The organism is Amphritea sp., from assembly GCF_016744155.1.
Lineage (GTDB): Bacteria > Pseudomonadota > Gammaproteobacteria > Pseudomonadales > Balneatricaceae > Amphritea.
This window is the reverse complement of sequence record NZ_JADGEW010000001.1, coordinates 77,428-101,557: the sequence shown is the minus strand read 5'-3', so window position 1 is coordinate 101,557 and position 24,130 is coordinate 77,428. Positions and strand designations below refer to the sequence as shown.

Annotated in this window: 20 protein-coding genes; 10 read left to right on the top strand and 10 right to left on the bottom strand. The window is 49.7% G+C overall.

The window, feature by feature from the left end:
* Window positions 1–276 precede the first annotated feature (276 nt).
* From QZZ54_RS00470 to QZZ54_RS00440, 7 genes are all read right to left on the bottom strand, one after another.
* Window positions 277–2,652, bottom strand: a complete 2,376-nt coding sequence (locus QZZ54_RS00470) for an AAA family ATPase (RefSeq protein WP_290697061.1) — start codon at window positions 2,650–2,652, stop codon at window positions 277–279.
* Window positions 2,653–2,784: 132 nt separating this feature from the next.
* Window positions 2,785–3,657, bottom strand: a complete 873-nt coding sequence (gene aroE / locus QZZ54_RS00465) for a shikimate dehydrogenase (RefSeq protein ID WP_290697060.1) — start codon at window positions 3,655–3,657, stop codon at window positions 2,785–2,787.
* Window positions 3,617–4,531 carry an oxygen-dependent coproporphyrinogen oxidase gene (gene hemF, locus QZZ54_RS00460; RefSeq protein ID WP_290697058.1) on the bottom strand — a complete coding sequence of 305 codons (915 nt, stop codon included), beginning with the start codon at window positions 4,529–4,531 and terminating at the stop codon, window positions 3,617–3,619. The genes aroE and hemF overlap by 41 nt, the downstream gene beginning before the upstream one ends.
* Before the next feature lie 52 nt (window positions 4,532–4,583).
* Entirely contained in the window at window positions 4,584–5,141 is a 558-nt protein-coding gene (locus tag QZZ54_RS00455; RefSeq protein ID WP_290697056.1) for a Sua5/YciO/YrdC/YwlC family protein, read from the bottom strand.
* Between the two features lie 5 nt (window positions 5,142–5,146).
* Window positions 5,147–5,659 (bottom strand): 5-(carboxyamino)imidazole ribonucleotide mutase, encoded by a 513-nt coding sequence (gene purE / locus QZZ54_RS00450; RefSeq protein ID WP_290697053.1) that lies wholly within the window; start codon window positions 5,657–5,659, stop codon window positions 5,147–5,149.
* Between the two features lie 109 nt (window positions 5,660–5,768).
* Window positions 5,769–6,884 (bottom strand): DNA-processing protein DprA, encoded by a 1,116-nt coding sequence (gene dprA, locus QZZ54_RS00445; protein ID WP_290697051.1) that lies wholly within the window; start codon window positions 6,882–6,884, stop codon window positions 5,769–5,771.
* 37 nt (window positions 6,885–6,921) lie between these two features.
* Entirely contained in the window at window positions 6,922–7,965 is a 1,044-nt protein-coding gene (locus QZZ54_RS00440; protein WP_290697048.1) for a LysM peptidoglycan-binding domain-containing protein, read from the bottom strand.
* A gap of 141 nt (window positions 7,966–8,106) precedes the next feature.
* Here QZZ54_RS00440 and def point away from each other — a divergent pair, with 141 nt between their 5' ends.
* From def to QZZ54_RS00415, 5 genes are read left to right on the top strand one after another with little or no spacing between them, the layout of a single operon-like run.
* On the top strand, window positions 8,107–8,613 hold the full coding sequence (gene def, locus QZZ54_RS00435) for a peptide deformylase (RefSeq protein WP_290697045.1): 507 nt from the start codon (window positions 8,107–8,109) through the stop codon (window positions 8,611–8,613).
* Between the two features lie 3 nt (window positions 8,614–8,616).
* Window positions 8,617–9,579 (top strand): methionyl-tRNA formyltransferase, encoded by a 963-nt coding sequence (fmt, locus tag QZZ54_RS00430; protein WP_290697042.1) that lies wholly within the window; start codon window positions 8,617–8,619, stop codon window positions 9,577–9,579.
* Entirely contained in the window at window positions 9,579–10,880 is a 1,302-nt protein-coding gene (gene rsmB, locus QZZ54_RS00425; protein ID WP_290697039.1) for a 16S rRNA (cytosine(967)-C(5))-methyltransferase RsmB, read from the top strand. Before fmt ends, rsmB begins: the two co-directional genes overlap by 1 nt.
* Before the next feature lie 37 nt (window positions 10,881–10,917).
* The gene (gene trkA / locus QZZ54_RS00420) at window positions 10,918–12,294 is read left to right on the top strand and encodes a Trk system potassium transporter TrkA (protein ID WP_290697036.1); all 1,377 of its coding nucleotides are present in this window, start codon (window positions 10,918–10,920) and stop codon (window positions 12,292–12,294) included.
* Between the two features lie 12 nt (window positions 12,295–12,306).
* Window positions 12,307–13,755 carry a TrkH family potassium uptake protein gene (locus tag QZZ54_RS00415; RefSeq protein ID WP_290697033.1) on the top strand — a complete coding sequence of 483 codons (1,449 nt, stop codon included), beginning with the start codon at window positions 12,307–12,309 and terminating at the stop codon, window positions 13,753–13,755.
* Window positions 13,756–13,824: 69 nt separating this feature from the next.
* Here QZZ54_RS00415 and QZZ54_RS00410 read toward each other — a convergent pair whose 3' ends face one another.
* On the bottom strand, window positions 13,825–14,709 hold the full coding sequence (locus QZZ54_RS00410) for a lysophospholipid acyltransferase family protein (RefSeq protein WP_290697030.1): 885 nt from the start codon (window positions 14,707–14,709) through the stop codon (window positions 13,825–13,827).
* A gap of 124 nt (window positions 14,710–14,833) precedes the next feature.
* Here QZZ54_RS00410 and QZZ54_RS00405 point away from each other — a divergent pair, with 124 nt between their 5' ends.
* The 5 genes from QZZ54_RS00405 to QZZ54_RS00385 all read left to right on the top strand — a co-directional run bounded on the left by QZZ54_RS00405 (window position 14,834) and on the right by QZZ54_RS00385 (window position 19,410).
* Window positions 14,834–15,280 (top strand): YtoQ family protein, encoded by a 447-nt coding sequence (locus QZZ54_RS00405; RefSeq protein WP_290697028.1) that lies wholly within the window; start codon window positions 14,834–14,836, stop codon window positions 15,278–15,280.
* 107 nt (window positions 15,281–15,387) lie between these two features.
* Window positions 15,388–16,362 (top strand): glycine--tRNA ligase subunit alpha, encoded by a 975-nt coding sequence (gene glyQ, locus QZZ54_RS00400; protein ID WP_290697026.1) that lies wholly within the window; start codon window positions 15,388–15,390, stop codon window positions 16,360–16,362.
* Window positions 16,362–18,452 carry a glycine--tRNA ligase subunit beta gene (gene glyS / locus QZZ54_RS00395; protein WP_290697024.1) on the top strand — a complete coding sequence of 697 codons (2,091 nt, stop codon included), beginning with the start codon at window positions 16,362–16,364 and terminating at the stop codon, window positions 18,450–18,452. Before glyQ ends, glyS begins: the two co-directional genes overlap by 1 nt.
* An 84-nt stretch (window positions 18,453–18,536) precedes the next feature.
* Complete coding sequence (gene gmhB, locus QZZ54_RS00390) at window positions 18,537–19,091, top strand: D-glycero-beta-D-manno-heptose 1,7-bisphosphate 7-phosphatase (RefSeq protein WP_290697022.1); 555 nt, start codon at window positions 18,537–18,539, stop codon at window positions 19,089–19,091.
* A gap of 58 nt (window positions 19,092–19,149) precedes the next feature.
* Window positions 19,150–19,410: a hypothetical protein gene (locus QZZ54_RS00385; RefSeq protein WP_290697019.1), complete on the top strand. Its 261-nt coding sequence runs from the start codon at window positions 19,150–19,152 to the stop codon at window positions 19,408–19,410.
* A 1,155-nt stretch (window positions 19,411–20,565) separates the two neighbouring features.
* On the opposite strand, the gene gyrB is transcribed toward QZZ54_RS00385, so the two are convergent.
* A complete protein-coding gene (gene gyrB / locus QZZ54_RS00380) occupies window positions 20,566–22,992 on the bottom strand; it encodes a DNA topoisomerase (ATP-hydrolyzing) subunit B (protein WP_290697016.1) in 2,427 nt (808 codons plus the stop codon).
* Window positions 22,993–23,010: 18 nt separating this feature from the next.
* Window positions 23,011–24,099: a DNA replication/repair protein RecF gene (recF, locus tag QZZ54_RS00375; protein WP_290697013.1), complete on the bottom strand. Its 1,089-nt coding sequence runs from the start codon at window positions 24,097–24,099 to the stop codon at window positions 23,011–23,013.
* Between the last annotated feature and the right edge of the window lie 31 nt (window positions 24,100–24,130).

The window sequence follows — 24,130 nt, the reverse complement described above, 5'->3', positions numbered from 1 at the left end:
GCGCCTGTAGCTGAGTTGGATGGTGTAGCAAATTCCGTATGGAATCAGAACGTTATAAATAACGTTTATTTAGCGCGCCTGGAGGGATTCGTCCCCCCGACCAACAGGATCGGAACCTAATCTTCAAGAAAACCAATAGATAGTCATGCTAATGTCCGCTTTTAGCTGTGATTTCAGCCCCCACGATTCAGCAGTCATGTCCCACTAACTCTGATATTGCTTTTTCGAGCCACGAGCTAGCGGCGAAGCCGCGGTCTAAGGCTAACCGCTCCGCGGTTAGGCCTTAGCCTTAGCAATCTCCCGCAACCGCTTAACTACAACCGCATTCACCGACCGTTGGGTGAAAGTGCCGTCCTCTTTCAGCTGTCCGGCTTTGCGGCCCATCAGCAGTTCCAGACACTGGTCTACCGTTGAAACGCCGTGGATGCAGAACTGACCTTCGGCTACGGCATCAACCACTTCGCGCTTGAGCATCAGGTTACGGATATTGGCTTTCGGAATGACTACGCCTTGAGAGCCGGTTAAACCGCGGGTTTTACAGAGGTTAAAGAAGCCCTCAATTTTCTCATTCACACCACCGATCGCCTGTACTTCACCGTACTGGTTGATAGAGCCGGTAATGGCGAACTGCTGTTTTATCGGAATGCCGGTTAATGCGGAGATTAGGGTACAAACTTCTGCCATTGAGGCGCTATCGCCGTCGACATAACCATAAGATTGCTCCAACGCAATACTCGCTGACAGTGTCAGCGGGAAGTCTTTGGCGTACTTGTGACCCAGGTAGCCTGACAAAATCAGCACCCCTTTGGAGTGGATCGGCTGACCCAGGGTTACCTCACGTTCGATATCGACAATGCCGCGATTACCCGGGTGCACCGTTACTGTAATTCGCGCAGGAAAACCAAAGGACACATCGCCCACACCCAGCACGGTCAAGCCATTAGTGCGGCCCGCAGACTCGCCATCGGTATCGATCAAGACGGTTTCATTGAGAATACTGTCAAGAATTTTGGAGGAGATACGGTTGGTGCGGCGCTCTTTCGCCTGTAGTGCCATCTCTACATGCTGATCATTAATGATGTCGTCTTTTTGACGAATACGTTTGTAATCGGCTTCACAGAGCAGATCCACCAGCTCACCTACATGAGCGGAGAGCAGCTCCTGATCTTCCGTCAGACGAGAGCTATGCTCCACCAGCCGTGCCACGGCCTGTCGGTTAAGCGGGGCCAGATTCTCTTCATCGGCCAGGGTTTTCATCAAGCGGGCATAGCTGCGAATCGTCGCCGGTTCCCGTTTTACATCCTCATCGAAGTCGACCACGACCCGGAACATCTTTTCGAAGTCGTGATCCAGTTCTTGCAACAGGTAGTAGGTTTCCCGGGTGCCTATAAGCACCACTTTGACACCCAAAGGAATGGATTGAGGCGCCAGCGTGATAGTGCCCATGCCGGTCATCTCTGACATGGGGTTCTCTATGCGGATCTCATTGGATTTCAACGCTCTCTTCAAAGCGCCGTAAACGAAGGGCTGTTCCAATAACTTCTCGGATTCAAGCACCAGATAGCCGCCATTGGCCCGGTGCAGCGCACCGGAGCGGATCAGCTGAAAGTTCGTACTCAGAGCGCCCATTTCGGAATTGTATTCAACCCGGCCAAACAGATTGTCGTAGGTAGGGTGGGTCTCAAAGACGACCGGGGCGCCTTTGGTTTTCTGGTTATCCACCACCATGTTTACACCAAAGGTGTTTTCCATGTATTGCCGCCGGGCCAGATCCGTCCCCGCCTCATTGGGTTTATCATCTTCGATAATATCCAGGGCGTTCTTCACCAGGTTGGATTCCAGCTGCGTCAGGTAATCCGGCACACCATTGTTGTTGTGGTATTTTTCGCGCAAAGGCTGAATCAGTGGGGCTACCGCACTGCGCGCCGTTTCCCTGTCCAGCACTTTCATTTTATCGCCCGCTTCACGCCGCCACTTGGGCATGCTCGCCAGCTCTTCGTTCAGGCGTTCTTCCAGCTTGGCTATATTACGGGTGAACTCATCCCGGACATCTTCTGGTAACTGAGAAAACGCCGCCTCATCCATTCCCTGGCCATCCGATACCGGGGTAAAGCCGATGCTGCCGGCGTCGCGGTACAGCGCAATACTGTGCTCCCTCGCTAACGCGTCTACCAGCTCTATCGCCTGATCGTAGAGACGATTAAAGTCTCGCTCGACTTTACTCTTCTTGCGCTGGTATGAAGGGCTTTCAAAAGCGGCAGGCAGTTCAGTGAGGAGGCCTTCTATCAGATGCTTAATATCCCGCCTGAAAGCCCAGCCTTTGCCTGCTGGCAACTGAATAACCAGGGGACTACGACTCTCTTCAAGATTATTCAGGTAACACCAGTCGCTGGTTTTCTTCAGCTCTTTCTTAGCGATGCTACGGATACTGTCGATGGCAAAGGAAAACCGGCCGGTATGGGGGTTGCCCATAACAAACATGTTGTAACCGGGCCTTTTCATGCCGATGCCAAACTCCATCGCCTCTACCGCGCGCTCCTGGCCGAAGAAACCGGTATAGGGCTCGAGAGTTTCAGTGGTTTTGAAGGGCAGCAACTCAGTGTTGCAGTGACGGTACAGCTGATCGGGGGACAGGCGGGTCTCTTTTTCCATGACGGATCGTTCCTGCGGCTGGCGAGTGGAACCTGAGAATGCGTTCTGGCAAAACCCTGCAGAACACATTATTCAGCTTCTTCTTTTATAACCCGATGAGAAACTCCACGCAAGGAAGGATTTTAATGGTTACTATTTGGTCAACAGCTGATGCCTAAGCTCTTGAATTAGTTCAGAAGTATCGGGACGGATTCCGCGCCATATCGAAAAAGACTCTGCGGCCTGCTCCACCAGCATGCCAAGGCCATCCATCGCTCTTTCAGCGCCATGATCTGCAGCCCACTGGTTAAATACCGTGGTTTCAGCGCCATACATCATGTCGTAACACCAGGCGCCTTCACGCAACAGATCGTCGGGCAGGGGAGGGACTTCGCCCTGCAAACTGGCCGCCGTTCCGTTTATCACCAGATCAAATTGCTGACCTGCTAACTGATCAAAACTACAAGCTTCAATCTCACCGAAATCACTAAAGAGCTCAACCAACGCTTCAGCCCGGGCCAGGGTTCGGTTAGCGATAACCAAGCGCGCCGGCTGATGCGCTAGAATAGGTTCTAATACACCGCGAACCGCGCCTCCAGCACCCAGAATCAACAACTCTTTGCCGCGTATTTCACCGCCATTATTCAGAGTGATATCCGCCACCAACCCCAAGCCATCAGTATTGTCACCGCATAACAGGCCTGCATCGTTTCTGTAGAGCGTATTGACGGCACCTGCCAATCTTGCCCGGTCAGAGTGTGATTCAGCTTTTTTCCAGGCTTCTTCCTTGAATGGGACGGTGATATTCAGACCTTTACCCTCTCCAGAGAGAAAGTTATCCACAGCCTCAACAAAGCCATCTTCAGGTACCAGGATGGCGTTGTAGCTCAGCTCCTGATTAGTCTGTTGAGCAAACGCCGTATGAATCAACGGCGACTTAGAATGCTTTATCGGGTTACCAAAGACGGCGTAACGATCACTCACCTCAAACCTCCAGCCAGTTTTGTGGTTTAAGGTAGAAATCATAAAGCTCGGCTTCTTTAGAGCCTGGCTCCGGTTTCCAGTCATAACCCCAGCGAACTTCCGGGGGCAGCGACATCAGAATAGACTCTGTGCGCCCGCCAGATTGCAGGCCAAACAATGTTCCGCGGTCGAACACCAGATTAAATTCGACATAGCGGCCACGACGATTCAGTTGGAAGTCGCGCTCGACCTCGCCGTATTCAATATCTTTACGTTTTTCAACAATCGGGCAGTACGCCGGGGCAAAAGCATCACCGATAGATCGCATCAGGGCAAAGCAGTGATCAAAGTCCGGCTCATTAAGGTCATCAAAAAACAGGCCACCGACGCCGCGGGGCTCATCACGATGCTTAAGGTAGAAGTATTCATCACACCAGGCTTTATAACGGCTATAAACATCATCACCGAAAGGATCACAGGCATCTTTAGCTGCCTGGTGCCACGCCCGACAGTCATCTTTGTTGCCATAGTATGGGGTCAGGTCAAAGCCACCACCAAACCACCAGACTGGATCTTCTCCCTCTTTTTCAGCGATAAAGAAGCGAACATTGGCATGGGAAGTAGGCACATAAGGGTTATGCGGATGAATCACCAGTGACACGCCCATCGCCTGAAACGTGCGACCCGCTAACTCAGGACGGTGAGCTGTCGCCGATGCGGGAAGCTTATCACCAAAAACATGGGAGAAATTCACCCCCCCTTTTTCGATCACAGCACCGTTAGCTAAAACCCGAGTACGACCTCCGCCTCCGCCTTCACGCAGCCAGCTGTCTTCGATAAACCGAGCGTCTCCCTCTACCGCCTCCAGCTGTGCACAAACGCTGTCTTGCAGGTTCAGCAGATACTCTTTTACCGCATTAATATCCGGTGCTGTCATTTTTATCACCTTTAGATCTCGATGTGATTAGTCATCACTAACTGTACTAATTTTAACTTCTTACCGGTTTAAGACTATCCAGACGATAAATTTTGGTCGGGCGACTTAGCTTACCGAGCTCACCAGGCACGATAACATCCACTTTATTCTTAAAGTGAATACTTACTTTCATTTTATCTCTTGCTGGGTGCTTGTCTGAGAAATTTGCGGATGTGGATATAATCATAGAGCCAAAGGCATCACAGAGACTTTTTACCTGATAGTGATCACTCACTCTCACAGCAACAGAGCTATGATTTCCTTTAACCCAGGTGGGAATCAGGTTGTCCGGATCAGGTAGAATCCAGGTAACTGGACCGGGCCATGTCGCCTTGATTCTCACTTGATCTTCAGGCGCAATATTATCCAGTAGTGGCTGGACCTGCTGTATCGAGGACGCCACCAAAATCAGGCCTTTATGCAGAGGCCGACGCTTTATTTTAAGCAACCGGTGAACCGCGGCTTCATTGAAAGGGTCGCAACCAAGACCCCAAACCGCTTCAGTAGGATAGGCGATAACACCTCCAAGGTGCATCGCCCTGGCTGCCTGACGAATATGCCACCAGCCCATAGCGATCAGATTTCGCCGTTTGCCAGCTTTTCCTGTAGCGCGTTATCTTTTGCGATAACTGCATCAGTGTTTGCCTGACGCTCTACTTTGATACGCTCTGCCAGTTCTGGATCTTGTACTGCAACGATCTGTGCTGCCAGGTAAGCCGCGTTTTTCGCGCCTGCTTTACCAATAGCAACGGTAGCAACTGGAATTCCACCCGGCATCTGAACCGTAGAAAGCAGTGCATCAAGGCCATCCAGAGAGGATTCGATTGGCACGCCAATAACAGGTTTAGTGGTATTTGCAGCAACCGCACCCGCTAGGTGCGCAGCCATGCCAGCAGCACAGATAAAAGCAATCGCGCCACGCTGATCTGCATCTTTTACATAATCGTGCGTCTGAACCGGCGTACGGTGAGCAGAGCTAACTTTCATTTCGAAAGGAACATTAAGCCCACGCAGAATTTCAGCAGAAGCTTTCATAATCGGTAGGTCTGAGTCGGAACCCATCAAAATAGCAACAAATGGTTTAGTCATGATTTTCTTCAAAATTTGTAAAGTTAGTCGGGAAAACGTGGAAATTACTCTAAAACTGTACAACTTTCAACCACGAAAAAAGGCGGGTTTATACATCTCATCGACAGATTCAGATCAACCGCTGATAACCATCCGGTGTATTTTCGATATAGCCAGATAACTCCATTCCCACCAGCTGTGGCAATAAAGCAGAGGCTGCCTGGCCGGTCACTCCGATTAACTGTTCCAGTGTCATTAGCTGGTAACCTATCTGTTCCAGCAATTCAGCCTCATCGTCAGATAGCTTTATCGATTCAGTCTCAACCTGGCGTTCATCATAACAGTAACTCCCTAACAAGCTGGCTAAAGGCTCTATAATCTGAGCGCTGGTTTCAACCAGCATCGCGCCTTCCCTGATCAGGTCGTGACAGCCATGGCTCTGGGGATTATTTAGCGCCCCTGGCAGGGCAAACACTTCACGTCCTTGTTCAAGCGCTAACCTGGCCGTTATTAATGAACCACTTCGCCTTGCCGCTTCTATCACCAGGACTCCGGCACTCAATCCACTGATAATACGATTACGCCGGGGGAAGTTGTAAGGCAGCGGAGACATTGTTAAGGGGTATTCAGAAACCAGCGCTCCACCTTGCTCGACAATAGCCTCAGCCAAGCGTTTATGCTGTCGCGGGTAGATTTTGAGTAGCCCGGAACCTAGCACGGCAACGGTAGGCCTTGAAAGCTCCACAGCCGCCCCGTGAGCTGCACCATCGACACCCCTGGCCAAACCACTCGTTATGGTCATTCCAGCCGCGGTAAGCGCACTGGCGAAGGACTTACTCAGCTCAACGCCGTGCCGACTGGCCGATCGACTGCCCACCACGGCTAATTGCGGCAGATGCAGCACGCCGGGGTCGCCACTGACATAGAGTAGCAGAGGAGGATCGGGGATCTCTTTTAACAGGGGAGGGTAATCGGGACAATCGTAACTGAGTAAAGAGTGTTGCGGTTGTTGCAGCCAGCCCTCAACCATTTTGAGGTATTCACTGTCAGGCCATCCTCCCTGCTGATAAGCAAGAATATGTCGAACAGTTTCTGGGCGAAGCTTAAGTGCCTTAAGGGAATCACTGCTCAGCTTAAGCAACTCAACCGGTACACATTGAGTACGCTGCAGTAATTTAAACAGAAGCCCGGGGCCAATCCCGGGCAGTTCAGACAGGGCAATCCATTCCCTGAGGTGGTGAAGCATGGACACTCCCTGTCCTATAGACTTACATCAGCTGAGGCTAGCTTGGGTTGCGAACCTCATCATCGATGGCAATAACATTAGTGGCATTAAGAATCAGTGCGTAACTAACTTTTTCGTAAGCTTTAAAGATCATCATCATGCCTGATTCTTCAGACGGTAGAATAATCAGTTCTTGGGTCACTGGATCTTTCAGTTTTTCACCCGCTCTGAAGATAGTCAGAACATCGCCTGGCTCAAGCCCTTCACGGGCGCCCTGATTGATCGCGACAACATCATACTGACCCGCCTGACGCACACCACGCAGTACGGAGAGTATGCGTCCATTTATCTCTTCTTCAGCAGAGCTTGGGTAGAAAATAGACTGGATAGACTCTTTCTGGCTTGGGTAAACTCGATCCAGCGCGGAAACTTCTTCACGGGTTTTACGCAGATCCAGAGTAATAATGTCGTCTGTTTTACTGCCGACAGCCGCTTCGCCAATTTTGAACAGCTCGTAACCCAGATGTTCTTGAGTAACCGGATCAATATATTCACGTGCAGGACGGTATATATTCTGACGGGAGTAATCTTCAACCAATGTACCTCTGGCGTACACCCGGTCTCCGGCACCAGCGACAATACGGTTATTAGTACTACCAACAATATAAGGCGCGGCGGTTAGCTCATCGCTATCCATCACAATGTTATCGGAGAGGAAGCCGATGATATCTTTAAGTGGGATCGCAGGAATAGCATCTTTAAGCCGTGTCACTTTGGCTTTCGGGCTCAGACGGATAATGCCATCATTCAGCACCAGTCGAGGCTGACCATCCACCCATTTCAGGGTTAAAACATCCCCTGGGTAGATCAGGTGCGGGTTATCTATCTGCTGATTAAAGCCCCATAGCTGTGGCCATTTCCAGGGAGTTTTAAGAAACATCCCAGAAATATCCCACAGGGTATCGCCCTTAACCACCACATAGGTTTTAGGATGGTTATCCTGCAACGCCAGCGTATCTTTGCGAACCTCAGCCTGAACAGGCATCACCAATGCGACACACATCGCTAGAGCGCCCAGAAATCCTGCAACCAGTTGTTTCATTTTCAAATCCTTGTCTCTGACCGCCATATTTTTGAAAGTCTATAACAGTATCGGCAATACATTGTGTATCTATATCAGTATAATGGAAAGATTATTGATTTCAGTGTTCTTTTTCTTCAACCTTCTTTTTCTGCAGCGACCATGTCATTACTTCCAATACTAGAATTTCCAGATCCACGCCTGCGTACAGTTGCTGAACCGGTTACTGTATTTAACGACGAACTACGTCAGCTAATCAAAGATATGTTTGAAACCATGTACGATGCTCCGGGCATCGGCCTGGCGGCAACACAGATCAATGTACATCAGCGTATCATCACTATCGACACCTCTGAAGAGAAAAATGACCCTTTAGTGGTTATTAATCCCCAAGTTGAGATACTTACTGATGAAACTGAGAAGCAACAGGAAGGGTGCTTATCCGTTCCTGGCTACTATGAAGATGTCGTTCGGCCAACCAACATCCGGCTAACAGCACAGGATGAACACGGCAAAGAGTACAGTATCGAAGCGGATGACCTGCTGGCTATCTGTGTTCAGCACGAGATTGATCACCTGGAAGGCAAGCTGTTCGTCGACTACCTGTCCCCTTTAAAACGCAATAGAATCCGTAGCAAGCTGGATAAACTTCACCGTCAGAAGGTTTGAAGCATGTCAGACTCCGCTAAACAACTGCGTATCCTGTTTGCCGGCACGCCGGACTTTGCCGCATCCAGCCTTAAAGCACTGCTGGATGCAGGACATAATGTTATCGGCGTCTACACCCAGCCAGACCGCCCGGCAGGGCGGGGTCGGAAACTAACCCCCAGCCCGGTTAAAAAAGTCGCGCTTGATAACGACCTTCCGGTTTTTCAGCCGCTTAATTTCAAGCAGGAAGAAGATCGCCAGACCCTGGCAGATCTTAATGCAGACCTGATGATCGTGGTGGCCTACGGCCTGCTTCTACCTAAGGCCATTCTTGATGCGCCTCGTCTGGGCTGCATCAACGTTCACGCATCCTTGCTACCCCGGTGGCGGGGCGCGGCTCCCATTCATAGAGCACTACTGGCTGGTGATGATGAAACCGGCGTCACCATCATGCAGATGGATGTTGGCCTGGATACCGGCGCCATGCTACTCAAGAAAAGCTGCCCGATCATCCCATCAGATACCAGTGGTGAGCTGCATGACCGGCTTGCGGAAATTGGTTCAGCAGCACTGCTCGACAGCCTTCCGGGAATTGCCGATCAAACCATAACCCATGAAGTGCAGGACGACAGCCTGGCCTGTTATGCCCACAAGCTAGAAAAAGCCGAAGGCCAGATCGATTGGCAACAGTCCGCCTCTGAGATCACCCGACAGATAAAAGGGCTAGCCCCCTGGCCTGTGGCCTTCACCACCTTGAACGGTGAAACACTGCGAGTCTGGTATGCCGAAGCAGAAATGACTCCGAGCACCGCAAAGCCGGGGACAATAGTCGGCACTGACAAAAAAGCGGTTATGGTTGCCAGCGGTGAAGGCATCGTCAGACTTCTTAAAATCCAACTACCGGGAAGTAAAGCGATGGAGACCAGTGCGGTGCTCAACTCGAAGAAAGAACTGTTTAGCGACGGTACAGAGCTAGGCCAGTCTTGATGGATATCCGCGCCATTGCAGCTCGCGCCTTAGGCCCGGTGATAGACCGCAAAGAGTCACTGAATACAGCACTACCCAGAGCACTGGAGCTCTGCCAGGAAAACGAGCGCGCACTGCTGCAACAGTTTTGTTATGGCACTATGCGCTTCCTTCCCCGACTTGAAGCACTTGCCAAAAAACTGCTGAAAAAGCCCTTTAAACCGCAGGATCAGGATTTATACGCACTGGTTCTCCTGGGCCTGTATCAACTCTTAGAGATGCGAATTCCTGCCCACGCGGCCATCAGCGAAACAGTAGAAGCGACCACCCAGCTGAAAAAAGACTGGGCGAAAGGCCTACTCAATGCGGTATTACGTCGCCTGCAACGCGAACAGGATGAATTATTTGAGTCTCTGTCTACGCAGGATGAGTTTAATTATATCCATCCTCAATGGGTAATCGCCAAGTTACAACATAACTGGCCAGACCACTGGATCGATATCCTTGAGCAAAACAATCAACAACCACCGATGACTCTGCGGGTAAATCGCCTGCAAACTGACCGAGCTGATTACCTCCAGCAACTATCTAACAGCGGCATCTCGGCATCAGCTACTCCCTATTCCAATGTAGGTATTCAGCTTGAAAGCCCTGTTGATGTAAGCTCGCTACCCGAGTTCGATAGCGGCGCCGTCAGCGTTCAGGACGAAGCAGCGCAACTCAGCAGCGACTTGCTAGACCTACAGGCAGGACAACGCGTTCTCGATGCTTGCGCGGCGCCCGGCGGTAAACTTTGCCACATTCTTGAGCACCAGCCTGACCTCGATCATGTAACAGCGATCGAGCTTGAGGATAATAGAGCCTTGAGAATCCAGGAAAACCTCAACAGGTTACAGTTATCCGCTGAAGTAATCGTTGATGATGCCGCTACTAAAGACTGGTGGGACGGAACAACCTATGACAGGATTCTGGTCGACGCCCCCTGTTCAGCAACCGGCGTGATACGACGCAACCCAGATATCAAGCACATGCGTCAAAGTGAAGACATTAAGGCCCTGGCAGAACTGCAATTAGCCATTCTTCAAAACTGCTGGCAAATGCTGAAGCAAGGCGGGCGTTTAGTGTATGCCACCTGCTCTGTGTTTCCTCAGGAGAACGAACGGGTTATTGAGCGTTTCCTTAAATCTCAGACCGATGCCAATCATCTCCCGATTGAAGCGAACTGGGGTATAGAACGACCATTCGGCCGCCAGCTTTTCCCTCAAGCACAGGGACATGATGGCTTTTATTATGCAGTATTGGTAAAAGATCAGAACGAGTGATGGCGAAGCCACCCACTGATCGGAGACTCATCAGACTATGAAGATAATTATTCTCGGTGCAGGGCAGGTTGGTGGAACACTGGCTGAAAACCTCGCCAGTGAAGCGAACGACATCACCATAGTCGATACTGATATGAGCAGGCTTCGCGAACTGCAAGACCGCCTCGATATCCGCACAGTAGAAGGCAAAGCCTCTCACCCCTCGATACTTGAACAGGCTGGCGCCCGTGACGCAGACATGCTTATTGCTGTAACCAACAGCGATGAAGTGAATATGATCGCCTGCCAGATCGCCCAGACCCTATACCATACGCCGACAAAAATCGCGCGGGTTCGCGAACATGACTATCTTCTCAAGAACAAAGCTATCTTCACTGATAAGTCGATTCCCATCGACGTTTTAATCAGCCCCGAAGAACTGGTCACCAAACATGTTCGCCGACTAATAGAACACCCGGGAGCTCTTCAGGTACTGGACTTTGCCGATGGTATCGCTCAGCTGGTAGCCGTAAAAGCTTACTACGGTGGCCCACTGGTAGGCCGTGAAATATCTTATCTTCGCTCCCACATGCCCTCTGTTGAAACCCGTGTTGCCGCAATTTTCCGTAAGGGCAGCCCCATCATGCCTAAAGGAGACACCGTTATCGAAGCCGATGACGAAGTCTTCTTTATCGCGGCAAAGAAGGATATTCGCTCGGTTATGAGCGAGCTTCGCAGACTGGACCGCCCGTATAAGCGGATCATCATAGCGGGCGGCGGTAACATTGGCGCCCGCCTGGCACATACCATTGAAGACAAGTATCAGGTTAAGATTATCGAGCGGGATATTCATCGTTGCAACAGCCTGGCCAAGCGTCTGGATAACACCATCGTATTGCAGGGCAGCGCATCTGATAAAGAACTGCTGCTGGAAGAAAACATCGAGGATACCGATGTTTTCTGCGCTCTAACAAACGACGATGAAGCCAACATCATGGCTTCTATGCTCGCCAAACGCCTGGGTGCCCGCACCGTAATGACCCTGATCAACAACCCTGCTTATGTAGATCTGGTGCAGGGCGGGGTGATCGATATCGCAATCTCCCCCCAACAAACAACCATAGGCAGCCTACTAACCCACGTTCGCCGTGGCGATGTAGCAGCAGTACACTCACTACGAAGAGGCGCTGCCGAGGCGCTGGAAGCGGTCGCTCACGGCGACAGTCGCAGCTCAAAAGTAGTTGGCCGAATGATTGAAGAGATCGACCTTCCAAAAGGCACCACCATCGGCGCCATTGTCCGCAATGACGAAGTACTTATAGCCCACGATGATGTTGTGGTAGAAAACGATGATCATGTAATTCTGTTTCTGGTCGACAAACGTAAGATTGGTGAAGTAGAGCGCCTGTTCCAGGTTGGTCTTGGCTTCTTCTGATCGGAGAGAACGATGCACTATAAAGTAATCCTCCGGATTCTCGGCCTGCTGCTGATGATATTCAGTATCACCATGCTGCCACCGATCGCTATCTCGTATAACTACCATGACGGCACTCAACTGGCGTTCATCTCCGCCTTCGTTATTACTCTGGCCACCGGGTTTATTATCTGGGCACCGGTCTATCGGGTTCGACAAGACCTGCGTACTCGTGATGGTTTCCTCGTTACCGTGCTGTTCTGGGTAGTACTGGGGCTCTTTGGATCTATCCCATTCATGCTGGCAGATAGCCCCGGCCTCTCCTTTGTGGATGCGGTTTTTGAGTCTTTGTCGGGACTGACAACGACCGGAGCCACCGTCATCACCGGAATAGACTCCCTGCCTAAGTCGATCCTTTACTACCGACAGCAGCTCCAATGGCTTGGCGGCATGGGAATAATCGTACTGGCCGTCGCCATTCTGCCGATGCTTGGCATCGGTGGCATGCAGCTGTATCGCGCAGAAACGCCAGGGCCTGTTAAGGACAGCAAACTAACACCAAGAATCACTGAGACAGCAAAAGCACTTTGGTATATCTACCTCTCACTTACCATCGCTTGCGGCTTAGGTTATTGGCTTGCCGGTATGACGCCGTTTGATGCGATAGGCCATAGTTTCTCCACTGTTGCTATCGGTGGATTTTCTACTCACGACGCTAGTATCGGTTATTTTGACAGCCCGATGATTGAAGCTATCTGCACCTTCTTCATGGTTATCTCTGCAGTAAACTTCGGGCTTCACTTTTTCGCCTGGCGCCAACGCTCTATCACCCACTATTTTCAAGACCCTGAGTTTAAATTCTACCTGACAATTCTAGGCGGCATTTCAGTTCTTGCGGCGGTTGTATTGATCACTACTGAAACCTATGCCGTTGGAGAATCAATTCGTAAAGCGGTATTTGAAGTCGTCTCTATTGCGACGACCACCGGCTTTGCGACGGCAGACTTTGCTCAATGGCCTGTTATGCTGCCATTTCTTCTGTTCGTTGCAGCGTTCGCTGGCGGTTGTGCAGGGTCGACTGGCGGTGGCATGAAAGTGATTCGTATCCTGCTGATTCTTAAACAAGGTCAACGGGAGATTAAAAGACTGATTCACCCCAACGCTGTTATTCCGGTTAAGTTTGGTAACAAGCCAATTCCAGACCGCGTCCTGGAAGCGGTCTGGGGGTTCTTCTCCGTCTACCTAATCGTGTTCGTGGTGATGCTGATTATCCTCCTGGGAACCGGCCTCGATCAGGTGACGGCCTGGTCTGCCGTTGGTGCAACCCTCAACAACCTGGGACCAGGTTTAGGGCAGGTTGCTGCACATTATGGCGATCTGAACGAGCCAGCCAAATGGGTTCTCGCTTTCGCTATGCTGCTTGGCCGACTTGAAGTATTCACGCTTCTGGTACTGTTCTCTCCCGCTTTCTGGAAGCGCTAAGAACACCACTAAGCAGACAATAAAAAGGGGCTATAAATAGCCCCTTTTTATTGTCTTTGTGACACCTGGCTAATACATTCGGGTGCCATCGGGGCGGTGCTGAAAACGTTTATATTCCCATTGATACTGCTCTGGAATTTGTCGAACGCACAGTTCAACTTCTGCATTCATCGCCGTAGCAGAACTCAGCAGGTCTTTGTCATTGATCTTATCGGTAGCCCGGTGAAAGAAAATTTCAAACCCCTGACCATCGGGTAAACGCTTAGCATAAGCCGATATAACCGCCGCTCCCGTTTGAGCCGCAAGTTGCGGCAATAGTTTCATACTGTAACTTTCCTGACCAAAGAATGGCGCAAAGATGCCACTCCCTTTATCAGCTTCCTGGTCCGGCAGAATGCCCAGCACTTCGCCTGCCTTTAAAGCCTTCATTGCCATCCGCACCCCTTTAACATTTGCAGGGGCAAGCTTCGAACCTAACCTTGCTCGCTTACGTCTGACCAGGCGATCCATCAACTCAATTTTTGGTGGCCGATACATAGAAGTAAGTTTGTACTTAGTACTCAGATGTAGCCCTAGCACTTCCCAGTTTCCCAGGTGGGGCGCAATCAAAATCACCCCTTTGCCATCACTCAGCGCTTCAGACAAATACTCTTCATTGTGAATTTTACGAATTTTTTTTATGACTCTTCCCGGTGACCAGATCCAGGACATGCCCATCTCGCCAGCCAAGCGTCCAGTCTCAATCAAACTCTCTTTCACCAAGGCATCCTGCTGCGCTGCATTCAATTCAGGAAAGCAGAGCTCGATATTCATCTTGGTGATTTTGTATGCTTTCTTTCTGCTTTTATAGGTTCGCTTACCAACATATTCACCTAACGACTGAGCCATGCGCAGAGGTAAGAGGGCAAGTAGGTAGAGAACTGAAACTGAGAGCCAGCCTTTAAGATGTTTCACGTGGAACCTTTTTCACAACATGGAATAAAAATAACTACCTATTGACCACTAAGCGGCTGCCGAGATTATATAATGGGAAATCTTGTAAAGACCAACAATGAAATAGAATGAGCGAGAAGAACAGATGAAATATACCGTATACCTATCAGGCGAGATCCATTCTGACTGGAGAGAAAAGATAAAATCAGCAATACAGGAGAAGAAACTCCCCATAGAGATACTAACGCCAAATACAGATCACGGCAGCAGTGATGACTGCGGATCCAAGATACTTGGCGCAGAAGAGAACCCCTTCTGGAAAGATAATAAGGCAGCAAAGATTAACAGCATCCGCCACATGACCGCCATAAAACGCGCCGACATAGTGGTCGTTCGCTTTGGTGATAAGTACAAGCAATGGAACGCCGCGTTTGATGCAGGCATGGCCGCAGCGCTTGGAAAATCTTTAATCGTAGAGCACGCCTCCGACATTACCCATCCATTAAAAGAGGTCGACGCAGCAGCATTGGCTGTCGCAGAAAACACGGAACAGGTTATCGAGATACTCGAATATCTCAGCAGGGACTATTAAAACCAGGTAAAAGTCGCTGAAAAACACCCACAATCCGGCGCCTAAGCACTTTCAAAGCCTGTTATTCGTGTATAATTTCGCTCTATTTTTGTACAAACAGATTTGAAATGGTGAACTCAGTGACAGATAAAGCGAGACCGGATGCCAGCACCTTTCAGGGGCTGATCCTGGCGCTGCAAGAGTATTGGTCAGAGCAGGGCTGCGTATTAATGCAACCGCTGGATATGGAAGTCGGTGCCGGCACATTCCATCCAGCAACTTTTTTGCGCGCCATCGGTCCCGAGACCTGGAACTCAGCATACGTCCAACCAAGCCGACGCCCAACCGACGGCCGTTACGGTGACAACCCAAACCGACTGCAACATTACTATCAGTTTCAGGTAGTAATGAAGCCTTCGCCAGACAATATTCAGGAGCTCTATCTTGGTTCTCTGGAGCGCATGGGTCTAGATCTTAACGTTCACGACGTTCGCTTCGTAGAAGACAACTGGGAGTCGCCAACACTGGGCGCCTGGGGACTCGGCTGGGAAGTATGGCTCAACGGCATGGAAGTTACCCAGTTCACCTACTTCCAACAGGCCGGCGGCATTGAGTGCTACCCAGTAACCGGAGAGATCACCTATGGCCTGGAGCGTATCGCAATGTACCTGCAGGACGTCGAAAGCGTCTACGACCTGATCTGGACATATAACCCCGATGGCAGCGCAATCACTTACGGTGACGTTTACCATCAGAACGAGGTAGAGCAATCTACCTATAATTTTGAACATGCAGACGTTCCTCAACTATTCAAAAGCTTTGATCATCACGAAGCAGAATGTGAAAAGCTGCTAGCGCTTGAAACACCGTTGCCGCTACCTGCCTATGAGCAGGTTCTAAAAGCATCCCACACATTCAATCTACTGGATGCGCGCCACGCAATTTCAGTTACAGAGCGTCAGCGTTACATCCTCCGTGTAAGAACCCTGGCTCGCGAAGTTGCTCTTGCGTATTTCAATACGCGTAAAGCATTAGGCTTCCCTCTGGCAGAAGAGGGTATCCGTAACGAAGTACTCGCGGCCTGCGAAGAGGAGAACAAGTGATGAGCGATTCAATCAACCGCCAGGATTTCCTGTTCGAACTTGGCACCGAAGAACTGCCACCAAAAGCACTTAAGACATTGTCTGCAGCACTTGAAAGCGAAGTCCTTGCTGGCATCAAAGATCTATTCGGCAAACAAGCCGCTTATGCTTTTGAAGACACCATTATTAATTCATACGCTGCACCACGCCGACTGGCGTTATTCCTGGGCAACCTCGCAGATGAAGTGCCTAGCAGCACGTTCATGATGCAAGGCCCTCCAGCGCGTATCGCCTATGACGAGCAAGGCAACCCAAGTAAAGCGCTTGAAGGCTTCGCCCGAAAGTGCGGCACTACAACTGATAAGCTGGTCGATATCGACGGTAAGATGAGCTTTAGCAAAGAACTCCCGGCTAAAGCACTGGCAGACGAACTGCCAGCGATTATTGAAAGCGCACTTGGCAAGCTACCGATTCCTAAGCGCATGCGCTGGGGCGCATCACGCACTGAATTTGTACGCCCGGTAAAGTGGTTGGTTATGCTCATGGGTACCCAGGTAATTGAATGCGAAATTCTCGGCCTGACAGCCGGACGCAATACCCGCGGCCATCGCTTCCACCACAACCACGAAATCGTACTTAGCCAGGCAAACGAGTACTTAGAAAACCTCGAAAGCGTTGGTTATGTAATGGCTGATTTTGAGGAGCGTCGCGAGAAGATTCGTGCGCAAGTCGAAGCAGAAGGGCAGCTGATTGATGGCATCGCACAGATTGATGAAGATCTTCTTGACGAGGTAACGGGTCTTAACGAATGGCCCGTTGCACTGACCGGACGCTTCGAGGAACGCTTCCTCGACGTACCCGCTCAAGCCCTGATCACATCAATGAAAGAGCATCAGAAGTATTTCCACGTGACTGACAGCGATGGCAAACTGATGCCATTCTTCATTACCATTGCGAATATCGAATCGACCGATCCAGCTCAGGTAATCGCAGGCAACGAAAAAGTTATCCGTCCTCGTTTGTCGGATGCGGCTTTCTTCTTTGAGACCGATAAGAAGCGCACGCTTGAATCCCGTATCGAAGACCTGAAGTCTATCGTCTTCCAAAAAGACCTTGGCACTCTGCATGACAAAGCCAGCCGCGTTGCTGTTTTGGCCAAGCACATTGCAGAAAAGCTGGGTCAGGATCAGGCAAAAGCTGAGCGCGCGGCACTACTTGCCAAGACCGATCTGATGACGGATATGGTTTACGAATTCACCGATCTACAAGGTTTGATGGGATACCATTACGCCCTCAACGACGGTGAAGACGAAGCAGTGGCTTTGGCTCAGAACGAACAATATATGCCACGCTTTTCTGGAGACGAGCTCCCTACAAGCGAACCTGGTATAGCGGTCGCTTTGGCTGACCGACTGGACACGTTGACTGGGTTGTTTGGCATTAATCAACCGCCGACCGGCTCTAAAGACCCCTTTGCACTTCGCCGTGCCTCACTAGGCGTACTGCGTATTATCGTAGAACGCCAACTGGATCTGGATCTTGAAGATCTAATCAAGGTCGCCGCGGACAGCCACTCAAACCTGCCTGCACGTGACGGACTAGAAACCAAAATCGTTGATTTCATGCTTGAACGCTTCCGCGCTTGGTATGACGATGAGGGCATCGCAATCGAGGCCTACCTGGCCGTTCACGCACTTCGCCCAACCCGGCCTCTGGAGTTTAATCAGCGTGTACAAGCGGTAAGTCATTTCCGCACACTGGAAGAAGCAGGCGCCCTTGCTGCCGCCAATAAGCGCGTATCAAATATCCTGAGCAAGCAAGACGCCAAGATCTCTGACAGCGTATCTCAGGAGCTTCTGGTAGAGGATGCAGAGAAAGCTTTAGCCGCCGCAGTAGCGACCAAGTCTGCAGAACTACAACCTCTATTTGCCGCGGGCGACTTCAAAGAAGTACTCGAATCACTTGCTGAACTACGACCTACCGTTGATAAGTTCTTCGATGAAGTTATGGTTATGGCTGATGATGAAGCGGTAAGAAACAACCGCCTTGCGTTACTCAACCAGCTGCGGAATCTATTTCTGGGTGTAGCCGATATCTCTGCGCTTAGCTAAGACAGCATTGAGCTAGCAGTTCATTAAAAGCCGGTTATTTAACCGGCTTTTTTGTTTCCGGTTTTTTAGATGTAAGATAGCCATATGAAATTAGCAATCCTGGATCGGGATGGTGTAATAAACCATGACTCCGACAATTACATAAAATCCATCGATGAGTGGCGACCACTCCCCGGCAGCATTGAAGCCATCGCCCGACTTTCCAAAGCAGGCTTTGATGTTTGCGTGGCTACTAACCAGTCGGGGCTAGCCCGAGGCTACTTCGACCTTAGCACTCTCAATCTTATGCATCGAAAGATGAAAGACTTAGTTGAAGAGCAGGGCGGACGGATAGATAAGATTGAATACTGCCCCCATTCACCGGATGATAACTGCTACTGCAGAAAACCCTTGCCCGGTATGTATCAGCACATTCTCAGCTGCTATCCAGATATCGATCCTAAAAAGGTATACGTGGTAGGTGATTCTCTTCGTGATCTTGAGGCTGCTGAAACGGTAGGCTGTCCCTCCATTCTTGTAAGCACAGGGAAGGGGAAACGTACCCTGCAAAAAGGAGGCATCCCTAAGAACACTCAAGTCGTTGATGATCTCGAAGCCGCCGTGCTCCATATCATTTATCACCAACGAACCTCAGACTAACCGATAGTTCCACGTGAAACATTAGCTTATGACCAGTAAACCCGACACAAAAGAAGCCATGGGAAATCTTATAGAACAGATACGAACAGCTATTCCGTTCGATACCCCAATCGAAAAACTATGTAACGGCCCTTGTACCGGTTGCTCAAAAAAACTGATGGATTATCTAGATATGGAGCTCGAAGAAAAAGAAACTCTTTTAGCAACAGGCCATCACCCAAGCCTGGGAGAAATTAATCGGCTCAAGAAAACTGCTTTGAAAATCTATAGTGTACTGACACAGAATGGGCTGATAGAGAGCCCTGATAACCAGCGCTAAACTTTATAGAAAGCGACACAGCACTAGCAACAAACCCTCGACGAAACATTACTCAGTAAACACATGGATAAGACGTCTAGCGTTTCGAAATCAAGAAACAGGAACCCAGCAGATAGACCACCTTCAAGATTCAGCAGAGGAGGGTGAGTTACTTATTCAAATAAAAACTCGCTACTGCAATAGCAGACAATCCACCGATGCAATATCAAACGACCAAAACCCTTTCAATTATACTCACCGACCTTGCGAACAAGAGCAGCCACTAAACCTTTTCAAGAACAGCTCCGTTACCCTGACTTACAAAATGAGTTCAGTTTGTTAATGCAATCCGTTCAGCCGGCGCCACCAAATCAATCTCATTCCTCTTTGGCGTAAAAAGACCTACTAAAATATTTAGCAAAAACTACGACCTGATGTCCGTATACACTTCTGAAGAAACGTACAATGCTGAGCCAGATATTTGAGAAGTGTTTTCTCACCGCGCTTCACCCACCAAAAATCATAATTTTCATGAGCCACCCCAAAAAAAACACCTCTTGAGAGCGCCTTTAAGCAACTTTCAAGAGACACTCAATACGTTCAGATAGGTGGATTGCAACGTTCATTAAACGCATCGAGAGACGCCTTAGAGTAGACAAGAAAACTTGAGGGAGCTCGACTTAACAGTTTTTTTGATAACTGTATAAATTCGAATAGATAAAACCAAACACACCCACAACTATTTCACTGACCAGGTTCGAGCCAAACCCAGAACAATTTTGAAGCAGGTATTTTATAACACGACTGAGTGTCCGGATAATCTGAAGCACTTGAAACAAGAATGGATTGCTTTACAAGCTGGAACTGAGATCGACAGATATTCACTAGATCTAGTCAGTAACTTAAACTCATAAACGATTATAACTTTCGCTTAAAAATAAGCTAATTTTGAGCAGCGCATTGGAAACCTATGCGAAACTCAAGACCTGAGCTTTTAGGCCCTCAACTATCTGAATTTAGGACTGGGACATCGACCTGGCACTTCAGGATCTAAACTTTCAACCTATTCAGCCCATCACGCAAAGCGGTGTGGTGAAACTACCTGAATAAGAACCAATAAAAAAAGCAGCCAATAGGCTGCTTTTTTCTTACTTCATTCTAAATAACACAGTGAAATCAAATATCCAGATTAGATACGTTCAGCGCATTGGTTTCGATAAATGCTCTGCGTGGTTCTACTTCGTCACCCATTAGAGTAGTGAAGAGCAGATCGGCGGCGATGGCATCGTCGATGGTCACCTGCAGCATGCGGCGCTGCTCAGGGTCCATAGTGGTTTCCCAAAGCTGCTCGGGATTCATCTCACCCAGCCCCTTATAGCGCTGGATATAGTGGCCACGCTTTGACTGATCCATCAGCCAGTTCAAGCCCTGAGAAAACTCAGTGGTCGCAAATGTTCGCTCACCACGCTTGAAGTAAGCAGTCTCTTCAAGGAGGCCGTCCAGAGTTTCACCCAGACTGATCAGCATTGCATAGTCTTTCGATTCAAAGAACGACATATCGAAGGTGTACTCGTGGCTGACACCATGCTGCATCACCTTAACACTTGGCAGAAATACGCCCTGGTGTTCCATATCTTCTGCGGCAGAGGAAGTATAAACATCACCGCCATCCAGCGTATCACCCAGACCATCACAGACCTTATCGACCCACTCAGCTACAGCCTGCTCATCCCTCAGATTCTCGAGTGACAAGCCACCAGTGTAGATCATCTGACGTAAAATAGGCTCAGGATAGAGTCGGGACAGACGCGCTAACATGCGATCAACCGCACGGTAGCGATTGACGATCTCTTCAAGGCCGGTACCGCTAATAGCGGGAGCATCTGCATTAACATGCAGAGACGCGCCTTCCAGCGCCCCCTGAAGCAGGTAGTTATCCAGAGCATCATCATCTTTCAGATACTGCTCCTGCTTGCCTTTCTTGATCTTATAAAGCGGTGGCTGGGCAATAAAGATATGACCACGTTCGATGATCTCTGGCATCTGCCGGAAGAAAAAGGTCAGTAGCAGAGTACGGATGTGCGATCCATCCACATCGGCATCGGTCATGATGATGACCGAGTGGTAACGCAGCTTGTCAGCATTAAACTCTTCACGGCCGATACCGGTACCCAGCGCAGTGATCAGGGTGCCAACCTCAACCGAGGAGAGCATTTTGTCAAAACGGGCTTTCTCAACGTTAAGGATCTTACCCTTAAGCGGCAGAATCGCCTGTGACTTACGGTTACGTCCCTGCTTGGCTGAACCGCCAGCAGAGTCACCCTCCACTAGGTATATTTCAGAGTGGGCCGGATCTTTCTCCTGACAGTCCGCCAGCTTTCCGGGCAGCCCGGCAATATCCAGCGCGCCTTTCCGGCGGGTCATCTCTCGGGCTTTACGTGCAGCTTCACGAGCACGGGCCGCATCAATCATCTTCGAGACGACGGCTTTCGCATCCTGCGGGTTTTCCTGCAGGTAGTCGTTGAGTTGCTCATACATCGCTTGCTCAACCGCTGTTTTCACCTCAGAGGAGACCAGCTTATCTTTGGTCTGGGAGGAGAACTTAGGGTCAGGCACTTTAACAGATACGATGGCGGTCAAACCTTCACGGCAATCGTCACCGGTGGTTGATCCCTTGCCATTCTTGTTGAGGTTTTCTGCTTCAATATAGTTATTTAGCGCGCGGGTGAGGGCGGTACGAAAACCTGAAAGGTGAGTACCACCATCACGCTGAGGTATGTTGTTGGTAAAGGCGTGAATATTTTCCTGATAACTGTCATTCCACTGCATCGCCACTTCTACACCGACGCCATTGTCATGCATAACGTTAACGTGAAACATCTTGTTCGCAGGGGTCTTATTGGTATTGAGGTAATCAACAAAAGAACTCAGACCACCTTCATAGGCAAACAACTCCTCTTCACCGCTACGCTCATCCTTCAGACGGATAGCCACACCGGAGTTAAGGAAGGAAAGCTCCCGCAGACGCTTAGCCAGAATATCGAACTTATATTCCAGGTGATTATGAAAAGTACCTTCTGATGGCCAGAAGCGCACCGTAGTACCGGAGGTCTCCGTTTGACCAACCACTTTCAGCGGCTCATCGGGCACACCATGACGGTAGATCTGCTCAAACACTTCACCTTTACGGCGAATAGTCAGTTTAAGCTCTGCAGATAGGGCGTTTACAACCGAAACACCCACACCGTGCAAACCACCAGAGACTTTGTAGGAGTTATCATCGAACTTACCGCCGGCATGCAGTACGGTCATGATAACCTCTGCAGCAGAAACACCTTCCTCTTCATGAAGCTCGGTAGGAATACCCCGACCATTATCGGAAACCGTGACACTGTTATCGCCATGGATAAGCACTTTAATTTCACTACAGTGACCCGCCAACGCTTCATCGATCGAGTTATCCACGATCTCGAAAACCATATGATGCAGACCAGTACCATCGTCGGTATCGCCTATATACATTCCCGGGCGCTTACGAACCGCATCAAGCCCCTTTAGGACTTTAATACTGGAAGAATCATATTCCTGATTTTCGACGCTCATTCAGTTCTCCTGACTAGCTTACCGAGTGCTCAGAGCACCCTCTTGTATGTTGAGAAAACAGATCTCGGTCGATTCCGACCAGAGGCCTGTCAGTGCGTCTTTATCAACACAGGTGATAAAGCACTGACTTCCTGTCTTTTCCAAATAATTACAAAACAGTCTGCTGTGCTGTCTATCTAACTCTGACGGCAGGTCATCGATCAGATAGATACACGAGCGACTATTCAGTTTATAAAACAAAACACCTTGTGCCAGCTTAAGGGCGCTCACTACCACCTTTTTCTGTCCCCTGGAGAGACGTTCCGAGGCAGCGTGGCCATCAACCTTAACTCGCAGATCAGCGCGTTGTGGACCAGCACTGGTATAACCCTGTCGCAGATCGCGCTCAAAGTTATCATCCAATACCTGATCCAGTCCGCGTTTTTTATCCCATCCGGGACTAAAACCCAGCTCTATGCTGACGTCTTCAAGCAGGTCAGCCAGGATCAAATCAAATTCGGGTTTTAATGCTTCAATATAGACTTCGCGAAGCGTATTCAACTGCTCAGCATACTTAATAAATTCGCTGTCCCAGACCGCACGAACCCGTTGATCGATTTTACCATATTTAAGCAAAGAATTACGCTGTTTTAATACCCGACGAAAACCTCTCCAAAGCCTTATAAATTCAGGATTTGAATGAAACGCACCCCAGTCTAAAAACTGCCGTCTGACACCTGGACTTCCTTCAAGAATCATAAAGGTTTCTGAGTTAATCACCTGGATCGGTAGCAGCTCCGCCAGGGTAGTCAGGTCGATGCTCTGTCCGGCGTATCTAATCCGACTATCGCCCTCCAAATTTCGCTCAACGCCTAGTGGCTGACTCTGACCACTACCCATCGCATCAAGTTGAGCAAAGACTGTACAACGCTCACTGCCCGACTGAATAAGATGATTAAGTTTGTTGGTGCGAAATGAGCGGCACAGCCCAAGCAGATGAATTGCCTCGAGCAGGCTACTCTTTCCGCTGCCATTGGCACCGTAAATAATATTGATACTGGAGGAGGGCGACAGGCTGAGTTCGCTCAGATTGCGAATCGCTTGAACATTGAGTTGGGTTATCGGCATAGAGAGGGAGTATAGGGGACCAAACAGGCCC

Excerpts from the sequence above, each read along its gene's own strand:
- gyrB (WP_290697016.1), bottom strand. The coding sequence starts at position 22,992 with ATGAGCGTCGAAAATCAGGAATATGATTCTTCCAGTATTAAAGTCCTA.
- purE (WP_290697053.1), bottom strand. The coding sequence starts at position 5,659 with ATGACTAAACCATTTGTTGCTATTTTGATGGGTTCCGACTCAGACCTA.
- aroE (WP_290697060.1), bottom strand. The coding sequence starts at position 3,657 with ATGATTTCTACCTTAAACCACAAAACTGGCTGGAGGTTTGAGGTGAGT.
- glyQ (WP_290697026.1), top strand. The coding sequence starts at position 15,388 with ATGGTGAACTCAGTGACAGATAAAGCGAGACCGGATGCCAGCACCTTT.
- fmt (WP_290697042.1), top strand. The coding sequence starts at position 8,617 with ATGTCAGACTCCGCTAAACAACTGCGTATCCTGTTTGCCGGCACGCCG.
- dprA (WP_290697051.1), bottom strand. The coding sequence starts at position 6,884 with ATGCTTCACCACCTCAGGGAATGGATTGCCCTGTCTGAACTGCCCGGG.
- QZZ54_RS00470 (WP_290697061.1), bottom strand. The coding sequence starts at position 2,652 with ATGGAAAAAGAGACCCGCCTGTCCCCCGATCAGCTGTACCGTCACTGC.
- QZZ54_RS00385 (WP_290697019.1), top strand. The coding sequence starts at position 19,150 with ATGGGAAATCTTATAGAACAGATACGAACAGCTATTCCGTTCGATACC.
- QZZ54_RS00455 (WP_290697056.1), bottom strand. The coding sequence starts at position 5,141 with ATGGGCTGGTGGCATATTCGTCAGGCAGCCAGGGCGATGCACCTTGGA.
- QZZ54_RS00405 (WP_290697028.1), top strand. The coding sequence starts at position 14,834 with ATGAAATATACCGTATACCTATCAGGCGAGATCCATTCTGACTGGAGA.
- rsmB (WP_290697039.1), top strand. The coding sequence starts at position 9,579 with ATGGATATCCGCGCCATTGCAGCTCGCGCCTTAGGCCCGGTGATAGAC.
- hemF (WP_290697058.1), bottom strand. The coding sequence starts at position 4,531 with ATGACAGCACCGGATATTAATGCGGTAAAAGAGTATCTGCTGAACCTG.
- recF (WP_290697013.1), bottom strand. The coding sequence starts at position 24,099 with ATGCCGATAACCCAACTCAATGTTCAAGCGATTCGCAATCTGAGCGAA.
- QZZ54_RS00415 (WP_290697033.1), top strand. The coding sequence starts at position 12,307 with ATGCACTATAAAGTAATCCTCCGGATTCTCGGCCTGCTGCTGATGATA.
- QZZ54_RS00440 (WP_290697048.1), bottom strand. The coding sequence starts at position 7,965 with ATGAAACAACTGGTTGCAGGATTTCTGGGCGCTCTAGCGATGTGTGTC.
- trkA (WP_290697036.1), top strand. The coding sequence starts at position 10,918 with ATGAAGATAATTATTCTCGGTGCAGGGCAGGTTGGTGGAACACTGGCT.
- def (WP_290697045.1), top strand. The coding sequence starts at position 8,107 with ATGTCATTACTTCCAATACTAGAATTTCCAGATCCACGCCTGCGTACA.
- glyS (WP_290697024.1), top strand. The coding sequence starts at position 16,362 with ATGAGCGATTCAATCAACCGCCAGGATTTCCTGTTCGAACTTGGCACC.
- gmhB (WP_290697022.1), top strand. The coding sequence starts at position 18,537 with ATGAAATTAGCAATCCTGGATCGGGATGGTGTAATAAACCATGACTCC.